The 17,265-nt window shown below is 65.9% G+C and carries 12 protein-coding genes; 6 read left to right on the forward strand and 6 right to left on the reverse strand.

The annotated features are described in order from the left end of the window. Positions 1-72: 72 nt before the first annotated feature. The 5 genes from gltB to ACWW36_RS22565 are packed head-to-tail and all read left to right on the forward strand — an operon-like array spanning position 73 to position 9,833. Positions 73-4,599 (forward strand): glutamate synthase large subunit, encoded by a 4,527-nt coding sequence (gltB, locus tag ACWW36_RS22545; RefSeq protein ID WP_456138188.1) that lies wholly within the window; start codon positions 73-75, stop codon positions 4,597-4,599. Then, positions 4,592-6,100 (forward strand): glutamate synthase subunit beta, encoded by a 1,509-nt coding sequence (locus ACWW36_RS22550; protein WP_456138189.1) that lies wholly within the window; start codon positions 4,592-4,594, stop codon positions 6,098-6,100. Before gltB ends, ACWW36_RS22550 begins: the two co-directional genes overlap by 8 nt. A 27-nt stretch (positions 6,101-6,127) precedes the next feature. Beyond that, entirely contained in the window at positions 6,128-7,546 is a 1,419-nt protein-coding gene (gene pyk, locus ACWW36_RS22555; RefSeq protein ID WP_456138190.1) for a pyruvate kinase, read from the forward strand. Further along, a complete protein-coding gene (locus ACWW36_RS22560; RefSeq protein ID WP_456138191.1) occupies positions 7,547-8,416 on the forward strand; it encodes an acyl-CoA thioesterase domain-containing protein in 870 nt (289 codons plus the stop codon). Between the two features lie 19 nt (positions 8,417-8,435). After that, complete coding sequence (locus ACWW36_RS22565; protein ID WP_456138192.1) at positions 8,436-9,833, forward strand: bifunctional lysylphosphatidylglycerol flippase/synthetase MprF; 1,398 nt, start codon at positions 8,436-8,438, stop codon at positions 9,831-9,833. On the opposite strand, the gene ACWW36_RS22570 is transcribed toward ACWW36_RS22565, so the two are convergent. From ACWW36_RS22570 to ACWW36_RS22595, 6 genes are all read right to left on the reverse strand, one after another. Further along, positions 9,830-10,363 carry a DUF4190 domain-containing protein gene (locus ACWW36_RS22570; RefSeq protein ID WP_456138193.1) on the reverse strand — a complete coding sequence of 178 codons (534 nt, stop codon included), beginning with the start codon at positions 10,361-10,363 and terminating at the stop codon, positions 9,830-9,832. The two genes, ACWW36_RS22565 and ACWW36_RS22570, sit on opposite strands and share 4 nt — an antisense overlap. A gap of 10 nt (positions 10,364-10,373) precedes the next feature. After that, the gene (locus tag ACWW36_RS22575; protein ID WP_456138194.1) at positions 10,374-11,846 is read right to left on the reverse strand and encodes an ATP-binding cassette domain-containing protein; all 1,473 of its coding nucleotides are present in this window, start codon (positions 11,844-11,846) and stop codon (positions 10,374-10,376) included. Next, complete coding sequence (gene cydD / locus ACWW36_RS22580; RefSeq protein WP_456142582.1) at positions 11,839-13,392, reverse strand: thiol reductant ABC exporter subunit CydD; 1,554 nt, start codon at positions 13,390-13,392, stop codon at positions 11,839-11,841. The genes ACWW36_RS22575 and cydD overlap by 8 nt, the downstream gene beginning before the upstream one ends. 23 nt (positions 13,393-13,415) lie before the next feature. Then, complete coding sequence (gene cydB / locus ACWW36_RS22585) at positions 13,416-14,456, reverse strand: cytochrome d ubiquinol oxidase subunit II (RefSeq protein WP_456138195.1); 1,041 nt, start codon at positions 14,454-14,456, stop codon at positions 13,416-13,418. A gap of 13 nt (positions 14,457-14,469) precedes the next feature. Further along, complete coding sequence (locus ACWW36_RS22590) at positions 14,470-15,939, reverse strand: cytochrome ubiquinol oxidase subunit I (RefSeq protein WP_456138196.1); 1,470 nt, start codon at positions 15,937-15,939, stop codon at positions 14,470-14,472. Positions 15,940-16,039: 100 nt separating this feature from the next. Then, positions 16,040-16,645, reverse strand: coding sequence for an HdeD family acid-resistance protein (locus ACWW36_RS22595; protein WP_456138197.1), 606 nt, complete (start codon positions 16,643-16,645; stop codon positions 16,040-16,042). A gap of 215 nt (positions 16,646-16,860) precedes the next feature. Between ACWW36_RS22595 and ACWW36_RS22600 the strand changes: the two genes are divergently transcribed. Next, the gene (locus tag ACWW36_RS22600; protein WP_456138198.1) at positions 16,861-17,196 is read left to right on the forward strand and encodes a DUF732 domain-containing protein; all 336 of its coding nucleotides are present in this window, start codon (positions 16,861-16,863) and stop codon (positions 17,194-17,196) included. The last annotated feature ends 69 nt before the right edge of the window (positions 17,197-17,265 follow it).

Below are 17,265 nucleotides of genomic sequence, written 5' to 3' on the forward strand. Positions count from 1 at the left end.
CGCTGATACACTCGACAACCGGGCCGGTGCAGTCCCGGACCAAGATTTTCCGGACTGCGGAGGTTCAATCCAATGCTGTTTTCGGCATTGCCCGATCGCCAGGGTCTGTATGACCCCGAAAACGAGTCAGACTCCTGTGGCGTCGCCATGATCACCGACATCCAGGGCCGCCGTTCGCACGCCATCGTCGCCGACGGGCTGACGGCGCTGGAGCACCTCGAACACCGCGGCGCCGCGGGCGCCGAACCCAATAGCGGTGACGGCGCGGGCATCCTCATCCAGCTGCCCGTCGAACTCCTCACCGAGGTCGTCGACTTCGAACTACCGGCGTCCGCACCCGACGGTGCGGCCACCTTCGCCACCGGCATCTGCTTCCTGCCTCAGGATCTCGACGCCCGTGCTGCCGCACGCGAAGCCGTCGAAGCCATCGCCGCCGACGAAGACCTCGACGTCCTCGGCTGGCGCGAGCTGCCCGTCGACCCCGACGGCGCCGAGGTCGGCGAGACCGCGCTCGGCTGCATGCCCTACATGTCCCAGCTGTTCGTCACCGCGCCCGAGCGCGACCTCAGCGGCATCGACCTCGACCGGCGCGTGTATCCATTCCGCAAACGGGCCGAGCGCAACGGTGTTTACTTTCCGTCGCTGTCCAGCCGCACCATGGTCTACAAGGGCATGCTCACGACAATGCAACTGCCCCAATACTTTCCGGATCTGCGCGACGAGCGCACCATGAGCGCTATTGCCATCGTGCACAGCCGGTTCTCCACCAATACGTTCCCATCCTGGCCGCTGGCGCACCCGTTCCGCTTCGTCGCCCACAACGGCGAGATCAACACCGTGCGCGGCAACCGCAACCGCATGCACGCCCGCGAGGCCATGCTCGCCAGCGCCAACATCCCCGGCGACCTGTCCCGGCTGTCGCCGATCTGCACCCCCGAGGCCTCCGATTCGGCGTCCTTCGACGAGGTGCTCGAACTGCTGCATCTCGGTGGCCGCAGCCTGCCCCATGCAGTGCTGATGATGATCCCCGAGGCGTGGGAGAACGCCACCACCATGGATCCCGCCGAGCGGGCGTTCTGGCAGTTTCACGCCTCACTCATGGAGCCATGGGACGGCCCCGCCTGCGTGACGTTCACCGACGGCACCCTCGTCGGAGCGGTGTTGGACCGCAACGGATTACGGCCGGGCCGCTGGTGGCGCACGATCGACGACCGCGTCATCCTCGCCAGCGAAAGCGGTGTGCTCGACGTGCCGTCGGCCGAGATCGTCGCCAAGGGCCGGCTGCAGCCCGGCAAGATTTTCCTGATCGACACCGCCCAAGGCCGCATCATCACCGACGACGAGATCAAGGAAAACCTGAGCCGACAAGAGCCGTACGGCGAATGGCTGCACTCCGGGCTGCTCGACCTCAAGACGCTCCCGGAGCGTGTCCGCGTCCAGCCCAACCACGAGTCGGTGGTGCGCAGGCAGATCTCGTTCGGCTACACCGAGGAAGACCTCCGCATCCTGCTCACCCCGATGGCCGCATCCGGCGCCGAACCGCTGGGCTCCATGGGCACCGACACCCCGACCGCCGTGCTGTCCCAACGGTCCCGGCTGCTCTACGACTACTTCGTCGAACTCTTCGCTCAGGTGACCAACCCGCCGCTGGATGCCATCCGCGAAGAAGTCGTCACATCGATGTCCCGCGTCATGGGGCCCGAGCAGAACCTCCTCGAGCCGACCGCGGCGTCCTGCCGCCAAATCGTCCTCAAATGGCCCGTGCTCGACAACGACGAACTGAACAAGATCGTCCACATCAACGACGACCACGAGCATCCCGGCCTGAAAACCGCCGTACTCAAAGCCCTCTACGACGTCGAACGCGGGGGAGAAGGCCTCGCCGACGCCCTCGACGACCTCAGGCACCGAGCCTGCGACGCGATCGCCAAAGGTGCACGCACACTGGTCATTTCGGACCGCGACTCCGACCACACCAGGGCGCCCATCCCGTCGCTGCTGGCCGTGTCCGCCGTGCACCACCACCTGGTCCACACCAAGGAACGCACCACCGTCGCCCTCGTCGTCGAAAGCGGCGACGCCCGCGAGGTACACCACATCGCGATGCTCATCGGCTTCGGTGCCGCCGCCGTCAACCCGTATCTGGCATTCGAGTCGATCGAGGACCTGATCCGCGAAGGTGAGCTCACCGGCATCGAACCCGCTGCGGCCGTGCGCAATTACCTCAAGGCGCTCGGCAAGGGCGTGATGAAGGTGATGAGCAAGATGGGCATCTCAACCGTCGCCTCCTACACCGCGGCGCAGGTCTTCGAGGCCATCGGCATCAACTCCGACGTCATCGACGAGTACTTCACCGGGACGCCGAGCCAACTCGGGGGCGTCGGGCTCGACGTCATCGCGGAGGAAGTCAAACAGCGACACCGCCGCGCCTATCCCGAGAACCCCACGGAGCGTGTGCACCGCCGCCTCGAGGTCGGCGGCGAATACGCCTTCCGGCGCGAGGGTGAACTGCACCTGTTCACCCCGGAAGTGGTTTTCCTGCTGCAGCATTCGACCCGCACCGGCCGCTACGACATCTTCCAGGACTACTCCGACGAAGTGAACCGGCTGTCACGGGACGGCGGAACGCTCCGAGGGCTTTTCGAGTTCAAGAAACTCAGGCCACCCGTGCCGCTGGACGAGGTCGAACCCGTCGAGTCCATCGTCACCCGGTTCAACACCGGCGCCATGAGTTACGGCTCCATTTCCGCCGAAGCCCACGAGACCATGGCCATCGCCATGAACAAGCTCGGCGGCCGGTCCAACTCCGGCGAAGGCGGTGAAGATGTTGACCGCCTTTACGACCCGCAACGGCGCAGCGCCGTCAAGCAGGTCGCATCCGGACGTTTCGGCGTCACCAGCGATTACCTGGTCAACGCCTCCGACATCCAGATCAAGATGGCCCAAGGCGCCAAACCCGGTGAAGGCGGCCAGCTTCCGGGCTACAAGGTGTACCCGAACATCGCCAAGACCCGCCACTCCACACCCGGCGTCGGCCTGATCAGCCCGCCCCCGCACCACGACATCTACTCGATCGAGGATCTGGCCCAGCTCATCCACGATCTCAAGAACGCCAACAAGGATGCCCGCATCCACGTCAAGCTCGTCAGTTCCGTCGGCGTCGGCACCGTCGCCGCCGGTGTCTCCAAGGCCCATGCCGATGTCGTACTGATCTCCGGCTACGACGGCGGCACCGGCGCGGCTCCGCTCACCAGCCTCAAACATGCAGGCGCGCCATGGGAAATCGGCCTCGCCGACACCCAGCAGACCCTCGTCCTCAACGGGCTGAGGGACCGCATCACCGTGCAGTGCGACGGCGGCATGCGCACCGCACGCGACGTGATCGTCGCCGCGTTGCTCGGTGCCGAGGAGTACGGCTTTGCCACCGCACCTTTGGTGGTGTCCGGCTGCATCATGATGCGCGTCTGCCACCTCGACACCTGCCCTGTCGGGGTGGCCACCCAGAACCCCGAACTGCGAGCCCGGTTCAACGGCAAGCCCGAGTTCGTGGAGAACTACTTCAGGTTCATCGCCGAAGACATCCGGAAATATCTGGCCGAACTCGGCTTCCGCAGCATCGACGAGGCCGTCGGCCACGCCGAACTCCTGGACACGGACGAAGGCATCGCGCACTGGAAGGCCAAGGGCCTCGACCTCAGTCCGATCTTCGCCACGCCCACGGGGACGCAGCGTCGCCGGACCAGGGACCAGGATCACGGCCTCGACCAAGCGCTCGACCGCACCCTCATCCAGCTCGCAGAAGGCGCGCTGGAGGACGCCCATCCCGTCAGGCTCGAACTGCCGGTACGCAACGTCAACCGCACCGTCGGCACTCTGCTCGGCTCCGAAGTGACCCGCCGCTACGGCGCCCAGGGCTTGCCAGACGACACCATCCACGTGACCCTGACCGGTTCGGCCGGACAGTCCATCGGCGCCTTCCTGCCGCCCGGCATCACGCTCGAGTTGATCGGTGATGCCAACGACTATGTCGGCAAAGGCCTTTCGGGTGGGCGCGTCATCGTCAAACCCCAAGATGACGTGCTGTTCCTGGCCGAGGACAACGTCATCGCCGGCAATACACTTCTCTACGGCGCCACCTCCGGTGAGGTCTACCTGAGAGGCCGCGTCGGAGAACGCTTCTGCGCCCGCAACTCCGGAGCGCTCGCCGTGGTCGAAGGCGTCGGCGACCACGCGTGCGAATACATGACCGGCGGCCGCGTCGTGGTGCTCGGCAAGACCGGCCGCAACATGGCCGCGGGCATGTCCGGCGGCATCGCGTTCGTGCTCGGCCTCGACCCGAGGAAGGTCAACACCGAGATGGTCGAACTGCAGCGGCTCGAGCCGGAAGACCTCAGCTGGCTAAGAGACGTCATCGCCAGGCACGCCTCCTACACCGGCAGCACGCTTGCCACCTCGGTGCTGTCCGACTGGCCAAGGCGCAGCGCTCAATTCACGAAGGTCATGCCCCGCGACTACCAGCGGGTGCTGGAGGCCACCCTGACGGCCAAGCGTGAGGGGCGTGACGTCGACACCGCGATCATGGAGGCCAGCCGTGGCTGATCCAACCGGGTTTCTCAAGATCCCCAAGATCGAGGCGGCCAAGCGTCCGGTCGACGAGCGCGTCGGCGACTGGAAAGAGGTCTACGAACGCCAGGATCCGAACGAGCGCGCCAACGAGGTGTCCCAGCAGGCCGGTCGCTGCATGGACTGCGGAATCCCGTTCTGCCACTCCGGGACCGCGGGCTGCCCGTTGGGCAACCTGATCCCCGAATGGAACGACCTGGTTCGGCGCGACCGCTGGGACGCCGCCAGCGACCGCCTGCACGCCACCAACAACTTCCCGGAGTTCACCGGGCGGCTGTGCCCGGCGCCGTGCGAGGCCGCGTGCGTGCTGTCCATCGAGGAGGAGAAGACGGGCGGCAGCGTCACGATCAAGCGCATCGAGCAGACGATCGCCGACCACGCCTGGATGTACGGCATCGTCGAACCGCAGCCCGCCGCCATCTCCACGGGCAAGCGCGTCGCGATCGTCGGCTCTGGACCCGCGGGTTTGGCTGCCGCACAACAACTCACACGCGCGGGTCATGACGTCACAGTCTACGAACGCGACGACCGTATCGGCGGGCTGATGCGCTACGGCATCCCCGAGTACAAGCTGGAAAAGGCGACGCTCAACCAGCGGCTGGCGCAGATGCGTGCGGAGGGAACACGTTTCGTCACCGAAACCGAAGTCGGCGTCGACATCACCGTCGAACAGCTGAGGGACCAGTACCACGCGGTCGTGCTCGCCGTCGGTGCGCTGAGGGCACGCGACAACGAAGTCGAAGGCCGCCACCTCAAGGGCGTGCACCTGGCGATGGAACACCTGGTGCCGGCCAACAAGGAATGCGAAGGCGACGGCCCGAGCGAGATCAGCGCCAAGGGCAAGCATGTCGTGATCATCGGCGGCGGCGACACCGGCGCCGATTGCCTTGGCACCGCGCACCGCCAGGGCGCCACGTCGGTGACCCAATTGGACTACAACCCCGAACCACCCGAATACCGCGACGACTCCCGCTCGCCGTGGCCGACGTGGCCCATCGTGCTGCGCACCCGACTATCACCTGCACACGCCGAAGGCGGCCACCGCCGATACGAAGTTGCGGTGCAACGCTTTCTTGCCGACGAAAACGGTCATGTGCGCGCCGTCGAGATCGCCGAGGTCCGCGTCGAGCGTGACGCGCACGGTCGCAGGCACATCATGCCGGTTGGGGAGTCGCTGGAAATACCCTGTGAATTGGCGTTGCTGGCCATCGGATTCGACGGCGTCGAACACATGCCGCTGCTTGACGGGCTGGACCTCGAACTCAATGCGCGTGGCGCGTTGCCGTGCGGATCAGATTGGCAGACAGACGCACCTGGAGTGTTTGTCTGTGGCGATGCGCATCGCGGCGCATCGCTGATCGTGTGGGCCATCGCCGAAGGCCGCAGCGCCGCGCACGCCGTCGATGCATACCTGATGGGCGAGTCGGATCTGCCCGAGCCGGTCAAGCCGGGAGCGCTACCGCTGGCCGTCGTCTGAACCGATTCACGACTATGCTCATCAGACGTGAATAGACGCGGAAAGATCGTCTGTACCTTGGGCCCGGCCACCGCCACTGACGACGCAGTCAGGGCGCTGGTAGAGGCCGGCATGGACGTTGCGCGCCTGAACTTCAGCCACGGCGCGTACGCCGATCACGAGGCCAACTACAAGCGGGTTCGGACCGCCTCCGACCTGACCGGGCGCGCCGTCGGCATCCTTGGCGACCTGCAGGGCCCCAAGATCCGCCTCGGGCGATTCGCGGCCGGACCGACGTACTGGGCCAACGACGAGATCGTGCGCATCACCGTCGATGACTGCGAGGGCACCCACGACCGCGTCTCGACCACGTACAAGCGGCTGGCCGAGGACGCGACACCCGGAGACCGAGTGCTGGTCGACGACGGCAACGTCGGTCTGGTCGTCGAATCGATCGACGGCCACGACGTGGTCTGCAGGGTGACCGAGGGCGGTGCGGTCAGCAACAACAAGGGCATGTCGTTGCCAGGTATGAACGTCTCGGCGCCGGCCCTGTCCGAGAAGGACATCGAGGATCTGGAGTTCGGGCTGAAACTCGGCGTCGACCTGATCGCGCTGTCGTTCGTCCGCTCACCGGCCGACGTCGAACTCGTGCACGAGGTGATGGATCGCGTCGGCAGGCGCGTGCCCGTCATCGCCAAGCTCGAAAAGCCCGAAGCCATCGACAACCTCGAGGCGATCGTGCTGGCCTTCGACGCGATCATGGTCGCGCGCGGCGATCTCGGGGTGGAGTTGCCGCTCGAAGAGGTCCCGCTCGTGCAAAAGCGTGCCATCCAAATGGCAAGGGAGAACGCCAAACCCGTCATCGTCGCCACTCAGATGCTGGAGTCGATGATCGAAAACTCCCGCCCCACACGGGCAGAGGCGTCCGACGTCGCCAATGCCGTGCTCGACGGCGCGGACGCGGTGATGCTCTCCGGCGAGACGTCCGTGGGCAAGTTCCCGAACGAAGCGGTCAAGACGATGGCCCGCATCATCTCGGCGGTCGAGGAGAATTCGGTGGCTGCTCCTCCGCTGACCCACGTGCCGCGCACCAAGCGCGGCGTCATCTCCTATGCGGCCCGCGACATCGGCGAACGTCTCGATGCCAAGGCGCTGGTCGCGTTCACCCAGTCCGGTGACACCGTGCGCCGGCTGGCGCGGCTGCACACGCCGCTGCCGGTGCTGGCGTTCACAGCGTTGCCCGAGGTGCGCAGCCAGCTGGCGCTGACCTGGGGTACCGAGACGTTCATCGTGCCGCACATGAACAGCACCGACCACATGATCCGGCAGGTTGACAAGTCGCTGCTCGCGCTCGGCCGCTACAAGCGCGGCGAGCTGGTGGTCATCGTCGCGGGCGCTCCGCCCGGCACAGTAGGCTCCACGAATCTGATCCACGTGCACCGCATCGGGGAGGAAGACGTCTGAGTGTCAACGGCAGATTTCGAGGAACTGCTGGCGGTACTGGACCTCAACCAGCTGGACGACGACACGTTCATCGGCTCGCACCCCAGCAAGAACCCGGTGCGCACGTTCGGCGGCCAGATGATGGCCCAAGCGTTCGTGGCGGCCAGCCGCACCGTCGCGGATAAGTTGCGGCCCAGCGCGATCTCGGTGCACTTCATCGCCGGCGGCGACCCGGAGAAGGACCTCGAGTTCCACGTCGTGCGGTTGCGTGACGAGCGTCGGTTCGCCAACCGCCGCGTCGATGTGCGCCAGGGCGGGGAGTTGTTGACCACCGCGATGGTCTCGTACATGAACGGCGGTCGCGGAATCGAGCACGGCATCGACCCGCCCGAGCTGTCCGATCCGGAGTCCGTGCCGCCGGTCGACGATCTTCTGCGCGGATACGAAGACGTCGTCCCGCATTTCGTCAACGCGCTGCGCCCGATCGACTGGCGCTACACCAACGATCCGACGTGGGTGATGCGCGACAAGGGGGAGAAGCTCACCTACAACCGGGTCTGGATGAAGGCCGTTGGCACGATGCCCGACGACCCCGTGCTGCACTGCGCTGCGCTGATCTACTCGTCGGACACCACGGTGTTGGACTCGATCATCACCACCCACGGTCTGTCGTGGGGGTTCGACCGCATTTTCGCTGTGACCATGAACCACTCGGTGTGGTTTCACCGGCCTGTGCGGTTCGACGACTGGGTGTTGTACTCGACGTCTTCGCCGGTGGCCGCGGATTCGCGCGGCTTGGGGACAGGGCACTTTTTCGACCGGTCCGGACAGTTGCTGGCTACGGTCGTGCAAGAAGGAATTGTGAAGTACTTCCCCGGTCCGGGGGGTTAGCGGGCGTATTGTTTTGGCCGTGAGCGAACCGCGCGTCAATTTGGCTCCGAGGCTGCTGGCCCGTGAGCGCGTCGTCGTCCACATGGATTCGCCGGCCGCCCGATGGATCGGCGCGCTGGCGGTTCTGAGCCTGTTCTGCTGGCTCATCATCCTGGTGGCGCGCGATCACGAGCGCGACTGGCAGGCCGCGGGCCGGCTGGCGTGGTCGCTGACCATCCTGACCGCCGTCGCGTTGATCGCTCGTGGCATTTTCCTCGGCAGGCCGGTGACCGCCGCGCACGCGTCGCTTGCAATGGTGGCCGTGCTGGCGGGTCTCGGGCTGCACGTTCTGGTTTTCGATTTTCTCGGCAACATGCTGATCGTCTTTGCGGGTGCGCTGTTGATGTGGCCGACCGCCGCGCGGCCGAATCCCGCTGACATGCCCCGCATTTGGGCATTGGTGAATATGACGAGGGATGATCCGCTCGCGCCGTTCGCCATGCAGGATCTGAAGTGCTATCACTTCAGCACCGACGGGACCGCGGCCATCGCCTACCGCACCCGGTTGGGCTACGCGGTGGTCAGCGGCGACCCAATCGGCGACGAACGCCGCTTCGATGAACTCGTCGCCGACTTCGCCGCCATGTGCCATACCCGCGGCTGGCGCATCGTCGTGCTCGGTTGCAGCCAGCGCCGGCTTGACCTGTGGGCGGATGCGACCGTACTCGGCCAGTCGATGCGGGCCGTGCCGATCGGCCGTGACGTGGTCATCGACGTCACCACCTTCGACATGGTCGGCCGCAAGTACCGCAACCTGCGCCAGGCGGTGCAGCGCACGAAGAACTTCGGCGTCACCACCGAGGTCGTTGCCGAGCATGGCCTCGACGCGGACCTGCTCGCGGAGCTGACTGACGTGCTGCTCGCCTCGCCGAAGGGTTCCCGCACCGAGCGTGGCTTTTCGATGTGCCTCGACGGTGCGCTGGAGGGCCGCTACCCGGGGGTGTTCCTGATCGTGGCCCGTGACGAGCACGGGCGGGTGCAGGGTTTTCACCGGTACGCCACTGCTGGGCACGGCAGTGAGGTGTCGCTCGACGTACCATGGCGCCGCCGGGGAGCGCCGAACGGCATCGACGAGCGGCTGTCGGTCGACATGATCTGGTGGGCGCGCGAGCAGGGCGCCGAGCGGCTTTCGCTCGCGTTCGCGGCATTCCCGGAGATCTTCACCGACAAGAACCGCGGAAAGTTCGCCAGCCTGATCTACACCGCGACCCATCTCGGTGACGCGTTGATCGCCCTGGAATCTCTGTACCGGTACCTGCGCAAATTCCACGCTCTCGGCGACCGGCGTTACGTGATGCTGTCGATGACGCAGACTCTGCCGCTGCTGTTCGTGCTGCTGTCACTGGAGTTCATGCCGAGGCGACGCCGCCTCGGTTAGCTGTGCGGCGTGATCTGGACGGAAAACTCGTTCTCGACGCGGTCACGGAACTGATCGGCGCACTGCTGGATGGCCTGCTCGTCTGATCCGGCCTTGGACAGGCAGTCGACGTAGTCCGTGCCGCCGACTTGGTCGAAAACCCCGATCCAGATCGGGACGAAGATGAGCGAGACGATGATCGCGAGGAATCCCAACACGATTCCGGCGATAGCGACGCCGCCGTTGGTGGCCTCGCCGCGTTTGACACGGCCACGCGCGACGAACCCGATGATCACCGCGCAGAGACCGAGGATGACGCCTCCGAAGACCGACCAGCAGAACACCAGCGCGATGATCGCGATCACGAGTGCGGCAATGCCAAGCCCGTTTCTCGGTCCTGTCGGCGGTGGGGCGAAGCCCGAGTAGGGCTGCGGTGGCGGCGCCGGATAGCTGCCCGGATAGGCGCCGTATTGAGACGGCGGCGGCTGTGGTGGCGGTGGTGGCGCCGGCTGAGATGGTGCAGGTGCCTCAGGTTTGTCCGGTTCGCTCATTCCGGTGAGGTTACTCGCTGGCAGCGAGGTTGAGTCGCCGACAGCCAATGTCGTCTGCCAGGTGGTGGGTGGCGACGACGACGGTGCGTTCTGGAGGGAAAAGGCCGCCAGGGGTGAGGAGTTCGCTCAGGATCCGCTGGCCGTCGGCGGCGTCGAGATGCTCGGTCGGTTCGTCGAGCAGCACCGTGGGCGCCGTCGATATCAGGGCTCGCGCAAGCAGCAGTCGTCTGCGCTGTCCCGCCGAGACCGCCGCCGCGCCACCCATCAGCACTGTCGACAGCCCCTCTGGCAATGCGTCGAGCCAGTCACCAAGCCCCACCAGCCACAGTGCGTTTCGCAGCTGGTCGTCGGTTGCGTCGCCGCGCGCGACGAGCAAATTATCCCGCACGGTGGTGGCGAACAGATGTGCATCTTCGGCGAAAAAGACTGCGTCCGAGGGTGTTTCGGCCATCGTCATCAGCAGCGTGGTCTTGCCGGCGCCGCTGGGCCCGGTGACGGCCAGCCGGTCCCCATGCTGCAGTTCGACCGGAGCGATCACGGGGCGGATGCGCATGTCCTTCGGCGCGGTGAGGTCTGCGAGCCTGCGCGCGGCGATCCGCGACCGGGTGAGCTGTACAGCCGCGGCGGGCAGCGCCGCGGTGGCCTCGAACGCCGACAACGGCAACAACATCAAGATTGCCAAGGTCATCGGTGCGACGGCGTCCGCGATCCCGATCGCAGCGATGACGGCGCCGAGCACGCTGAGACCGATCGCGGCAGCGGGTGCCGCCGCGGCAAGAGCGGCCGGTGCCGCAGCCCGGTCGGCAGCTCGTCCCCACTCGCTGTGCCTGCGTGCGGATTCGGCGATCGCCTCGTCGAGGCGGCCGGCGACCCGCAGTTCGGGGGCGTGCTCGAGAGCGAGCATCGTTGCCACGTCGCGGTCGGAATGATGTTGGACAGCAACGGCTTCGGCGTCTGCAGCGGCCCTGGCCGCCAGCCACGGCGCGACGACACCGGCGATCATCAGGCACACGGCCAGCACAGCAGCGGCGGCCGGGGAGATCACGGCGATCGCCGCGACGGCAGCCAGCGACAGCACGGCAGCGACCGCGATCGGCAACACCGCGCGGACCAGGACATCGGCCAGATCGTCGACGGACGCGCCGATGCGGGCCACCAGTTCACCGCTGCCTAGCCGCATCGCGGCTTCGGCAGGCGCGTCCGCGAGGCGTCGATACAGCCGCTCGCGCGTATCCGCGGCGGCCCGCAGCGCGGTGTCATGCGACGCCAGCCGCTGGCAATACCCGAGAACACCACGCGAGATGCCGAGTGCGCGCACCGCCACCACCGCCACCGACAGGTCAAGCACCGGCGGCATCTGCCACGCCCGGGTGATCAGCCATGCCGAAATGCCCGCCAGGGCAAGCGCGCTGCCCAACGACAGCACCCCCAGCACGATCGCCAGCAGCAGCCGGGGCATCCGGGGGCGCAGCAGCTCACGCATCGACGAGACTCCCCATGTGCAGCACGCGATCGCCGATCGCCAGTACGGGATCGCGGTGTCCGACGACCAGCACGGTCGCGCCTCGGCGCGCCCTGTCGGCAATCGCTTCCAGGACGCGAGCCTCCAGGACCGCATCAAGATGCGACGTGGGCTCATCGAGGAGCAGCACCGGCGCAGGCGAACCCAACACCCTGGCCAGGCCGAGCCGTTGACGCTGCCCGAGCGACAGGCCAACGCCGTCTCGGCCGATCATCGTGTCGAGGCCGTCCGGCAACGTCGCGACTACTTCATCGAAACCTGCTGCACGGCAGGCAGTCTCGATGTCGGACAGCGGGCCCAACAGTCCGAGGTTATCCCTGACGGTGCCCGGCACCAGGACCGGGCGGTGGGGGAGCCAAGCCACCTGCCGCCACCATGCGTGAGGTTCGAGGTCGGCGACGTCGATGCCGTTGACCAGAACGGGACCGGCGTCGGTCAGCCCGAGGATGGACTGCAGCAAGGTGGTCTTGCCCGACCCGTTGGGCCCTGTCAGCACGGTCACCGCGCCCGGCTCGACGTCGGCATCAAGCGCGTCGAGGTGAATGGTCGCGCCCGCCGCGGCCACGGTCCGTGTTCCGGCTGCGTGCGGCGGCAACGTGTCCAGCAGGCGGAAGGCCTTGTCGGCGGCGGTCTTTCCGTCTTGTGCGGCGTGGAACTCTACGCCGACGCGGCGCAGCGGCCAGAACACCTCCGGTGCCAGCAACAGCGCGGTCAGCCCTGCCGATAGCGTCATCTCGCCGTACACCAACCGCATTCCGATGCCCACCGCGACGAGCGCGACACCGAGCGTGGCGAGAAGTTCGAGCACCAGCGCCGAAAGGAACGCGATGCGCAGCGTGGCCATGGCAGAACGACGATGCGCCGCACCCAGTTCGGCGATCCGCTGCGCCGACCCGTTGATCCGGCCCAGCGCTCGCAGCGTGGGAATGCCGGCCACCAGGTCCAGTAGCCGCGACTGAAGCGTGGTCATCGCGGCAAGGGATGCCGCTGACCGGTCGCGGGTGAGCATCCCGATCAGCACCATGAACACCGGGATGAGCGGCAGCGCGATCAGCACGATGATCGCCGACTCCCAGTCGTAGACCGCGATCGCGACAACCGCCGCCGGCGTCAGGATGCCGGCCAGAAACACCGACGGCAGATACGTGGTGAAATACGGTCGCAGACCGTCGAGGCCGCGGGTGATCACCGTCGCGGCGGAATCACGTTCGGCGGCTAGCTGGCGTGGGGGCAGCGCGGTCACCGTGCGTAACACCCGCGCAGCCAAGTCCGCGATCACCGCGGTGGCGCCGCGTTGGGACAGCCTGCCCTGCGCCCACTGTGCCAGCGTGCGAATCATCCACAGCGACACCAAGATCCACAACGAACCGGCCCAGTGCGCGATCGTGCGGGTGGCGGGATCGGTGATGAGACCGGCCACGATCTGAGCGAGCACCACGGCCGACGCGATCGTCGCGCCGCTGATGACCACGCCACACGCCACCGATGCGGCCAGGAAGCGCCGCATCGCCGGGGAGGTCTGCTGAAGGTTCAGGTCGGCCGCCTCGACAGCCCGACGGATGCGGGTATCGCATCGGCGGTGATCCGGCGACGGAACACCCAGTACGTCCACGCCTGGTACGCGATGACCAGCGGCAGCAGAGTCAGCGATGCCCACGACATGATCTTCAGCGTGTAGGGGGTCGACGAGCCGTTGTAGATCGTGATGCTCCAGTCGGGGTTGAGCGTGGACGGCAACAGGTTTGGATACAGCGACCCGAACAGCAGCACGGCGACGGCGGCTATCACGATCACCATCGCCACGAACGCCAAGCCCTCACGGCGTCGAGCCCACATCAAGCCCACCGCGGCCAGCAATGCCACCACGGCGACGCCCAGCGCAAGCCATGTCCAACTCTTGCCGTAGGCCAGCTGCGTCCACAACCCGAAACCACCGGCCAGCACGATGACCGGAATTGTCAGCACCTTCGCGAACCGGAATGCGTCGTCGCGCACCGGCCCCGCGGTCTTCAAAGCGAGGAAAACCGCGCCGTAGAACGCAAACAGCGATGCGGTCGCCAGCCCGCCCAACAAGGTGTAGGCGTTGAGGACGTCGCCGATGGCCAGGTGCACTCGGTGGTTGGCGTCAATCGGCAAGCCGCGGACCAGGATTGCGAACGCCACACCCCACAGGATCGCGGGCAGCCACGAACCGACCGCCACGCCGGCGTCGGCCCAAGCCCGCCAGCGAGGATCGTCGATCTTGCCCCGCCATTCGATTCCGACGATGCGCAAGATCATCCCGAACAGGATGGCCAGCAGCGGCAGATACAGCGCCGAGAACACCGTCGCGTACCAGCTCGGGAATGCCGCGAACATGGCGGCGCCGGCGGTGATCAACCACACCTCGTTGGCATCCCAGACCGGGCCGATGGTGTTCAGCGCTGCGCGCCTTCGGGTTTCGGAGTCACCTTCACCGACCATGCCGATCGGCGCCATCAACATGCCGACGCCGAAGTCGAATCCCTCGAGGACCAGGAAGCCGAGAAACAGCGCGGCGATGAGGATGAACCACAGCTCTTGGAGTCCCACGGTCACATCTCTTTCAGTAGGCGAAGGACAGAGGGGCCACGTCATCCGAATCCGGCGGCGTGGGCGGGGCGGGTTCGGAGTCGTGTTCCAGCGGCCCCTCGGTCACATAGCGGCGCATCAAGTAGAACCAGATGACGGCCAGCACCCCGTACAGGAGGGTGAATACGGCCAGTGAGAACAAGACCATGCCGGCGGAATGGTCGGAGACGCCCTGCTGCACGGTCAGCCGCACCATCTGGTCTCCGGTCGGATTAGGCACGACAACCCATGGCTGCCTGCCCATTTCGGTGAAGATCCACCCGGCCGAGCAAGCGAGGAACGGTGTCGGAATCGTGAGGATGCCGAACCACCCGAACCAGCGCTGGTCGGGGATCCGTCCGCGACGTGTCAGCCACAGCGCCACGAGCGCGAAAACCACTGGGATCAAAAGCAATCCGATCATGGCTCGGAAGGCCCAGTAAGTGACGAACAGGTTTGGCCGGTAGTCGCCGGGCCCGAACTTCTGCTGATACTGCTGTTGAAGGTCCTTGACACCTTGAAGGGTCACGCCATCGAACTTGCCCTCGGCCAGGTAGGGCAACACGTAGGGCACATCGATAACGCGGGTGACGCTGTCGCAGTTGTTCTGGGTTCCGACCGTCAGGATCGAGAAATTCGGGTTGGTTTCGGTGTGGCACAACGATTCCGCCGACGCCATCTTCATCGGCTGCTGGACGAACATCAGCTTGCCCTGCGCATCGCCGGTGAAGAACAGCCCAGCCGCGGCCGCCAGGGCGACCAGGCTGCCTGCGATGGTGGCGGGACGGTACATGGTCGTGGCGTCAGTGTCGTTGCTGGCGTCGTCTATTCGTTTGTGGGACCGCACCATCAGCCACGCGGAGACGCCCGCGACGAATGCACCTGCGGTGAGCAAGGACGCCGTCACCGTATGCAGGAACGCCCAGATCGCAGTGTTGTTGGTCAGCAGCGCACCGAAGTCGACAAGCTCCGCCCGCCCGCTGTCCGGATTGAAGCGGGTACCGACGGGATGCTGCATGAAGGAGTTGGCCGCGATGATGAAGAAGGCCGAGGCGTTGACCGCGAACGCGACGATCCAGATGCATGCGAGGTGAAGCATCCGCGGGAGCCGGCTCCAGCCGAAGATCCACAGCCCGATGAACGTCGACTCGAAAAAGAACGCGATCAGGCCCTCGAACGCCAGCGGTGCGCCGAAGATGTCACCGACGAAGCGGGAGTACTCGCTCCAGTTCATGCCGAACTGGAATTCCTGCACGATGCCGGTGGCCACGCCGATGGCGAAGTTGATCAGGAACAGCTTCCCGAAGAAACGGGTCAGCCGGTACCAACCGGTGTTCCCGGTGACCACCCATGCCGTCTGCATGGCCGCGATGAGCGGCGCGAGGCCGATGGTGAGGGGAACGAAAATGAAGTGGTAAACGGTGGTGATTCCGAACTGCCATCGCGAAACGTCCACGACATCCATGCGCCACTCCCAGGCCTCGGGTCATCTACGACAGATTGTAGTAGCGCCCGAGGCGAAAATGGGTAGGGGCTTTGGACCCGTCTTATCCGAACGTATGGACCTATTCAGCCGGCTCGGCAGCGGGCGGCGCGGCCACCTTTTCCTGTAGTCCGGCCAGGTCCTTGTTGGCCTTGCGGATACCGATCGCGGCTACCACCTCGAAGACGCCGAGAACGATCAACCAGATGCCGACGACCTTGGTGAGGATCGCGATCGATTCGAACGGTGAGGCCAACATGACGATGCCTGCCACCAAGCTGATCACGCCGATGAAGATTTCCCAGCCGCGGCCGGGCAGCGTCGGGTCGCTGATCGCCGACACGGCGGTAGCGACGCCTCGGAAGATGAATCCCACGCCGACCCAGATGGCCAGCAGCAGGATCGAGTCGGCCAGACTGCGGAAGCACAGCACGGCCAGAATCAGCGCGGCGGCGCCGCTGATGAACAGCAGCACGCGTCCGCCCGCCGAGACGTGCAGGCTGAAGGCGAACACCACCTGATAGATGCCCGTGACCAACAGGTAGGCGCCGAAGAAGATGGCGGCGACGATTATCGTGACGGCGGGCCAGGCCAACGCCAATACGCCGAGGATCACTGCGAGAATCCCCGACAGCAGAGTGGTTTTCCACAGGTGCTGCAGCATGGTCGGGGGTGCGGGACTTTCCATGCGCGAAGTGTGGCATAAAGGCTCGCTAATTGACGCGCATTTGGCCATTGTGGGGGCCCAGCGCAAAGAAGCCTCACAACGCCACAGCAAACGCCCGGGCCGAGGACAGGCCGGTTCAGTTTCTGTGTAACACTTGATTTGTTCGCTACGATGAGTAGGCGAAGGTCCCGGCTGAGCACAGCTCGACGACCTACCGGGGCAAACGAGGAGCAACGATGACAAGTACGGCGTTTCGCCGGTCCGCCAGCGCGGTGATTGCAGGTCTTCTGATGGCCATCGGCGCAGCCGTGGCCGTGGCGCCGGCGCACGCTGATCCCGAGAAGGATCAGATCTTCATCGACTATCTCAACAAGAAGGGCGTGCCGTACACCAGCCGCACCGAAATCATTCGGCTTGCCAAGGAGTACTGCCTCGACGCGACCAGGCAGGGCAACCCGTCGTGGCTCGCCGGTTACAACCTTCAGCACGACCAGGGCTGGACCCAGACCGAGACCATCGCGTTCGCGAATGGAGCCGTCCCGGTGTACTGCCCCAAGCTGTGGGGCATGTAGTCCGCATTTTCGTTCTTCTGCTTCAGCGTTAGGTCTCTACTACTGTTCCGTTACCGGTGCTGCGCACCG

The sequence above is a fragment of the Mycobacterium sp. MMS18-G62 genome, assembly GCF_053877835.1.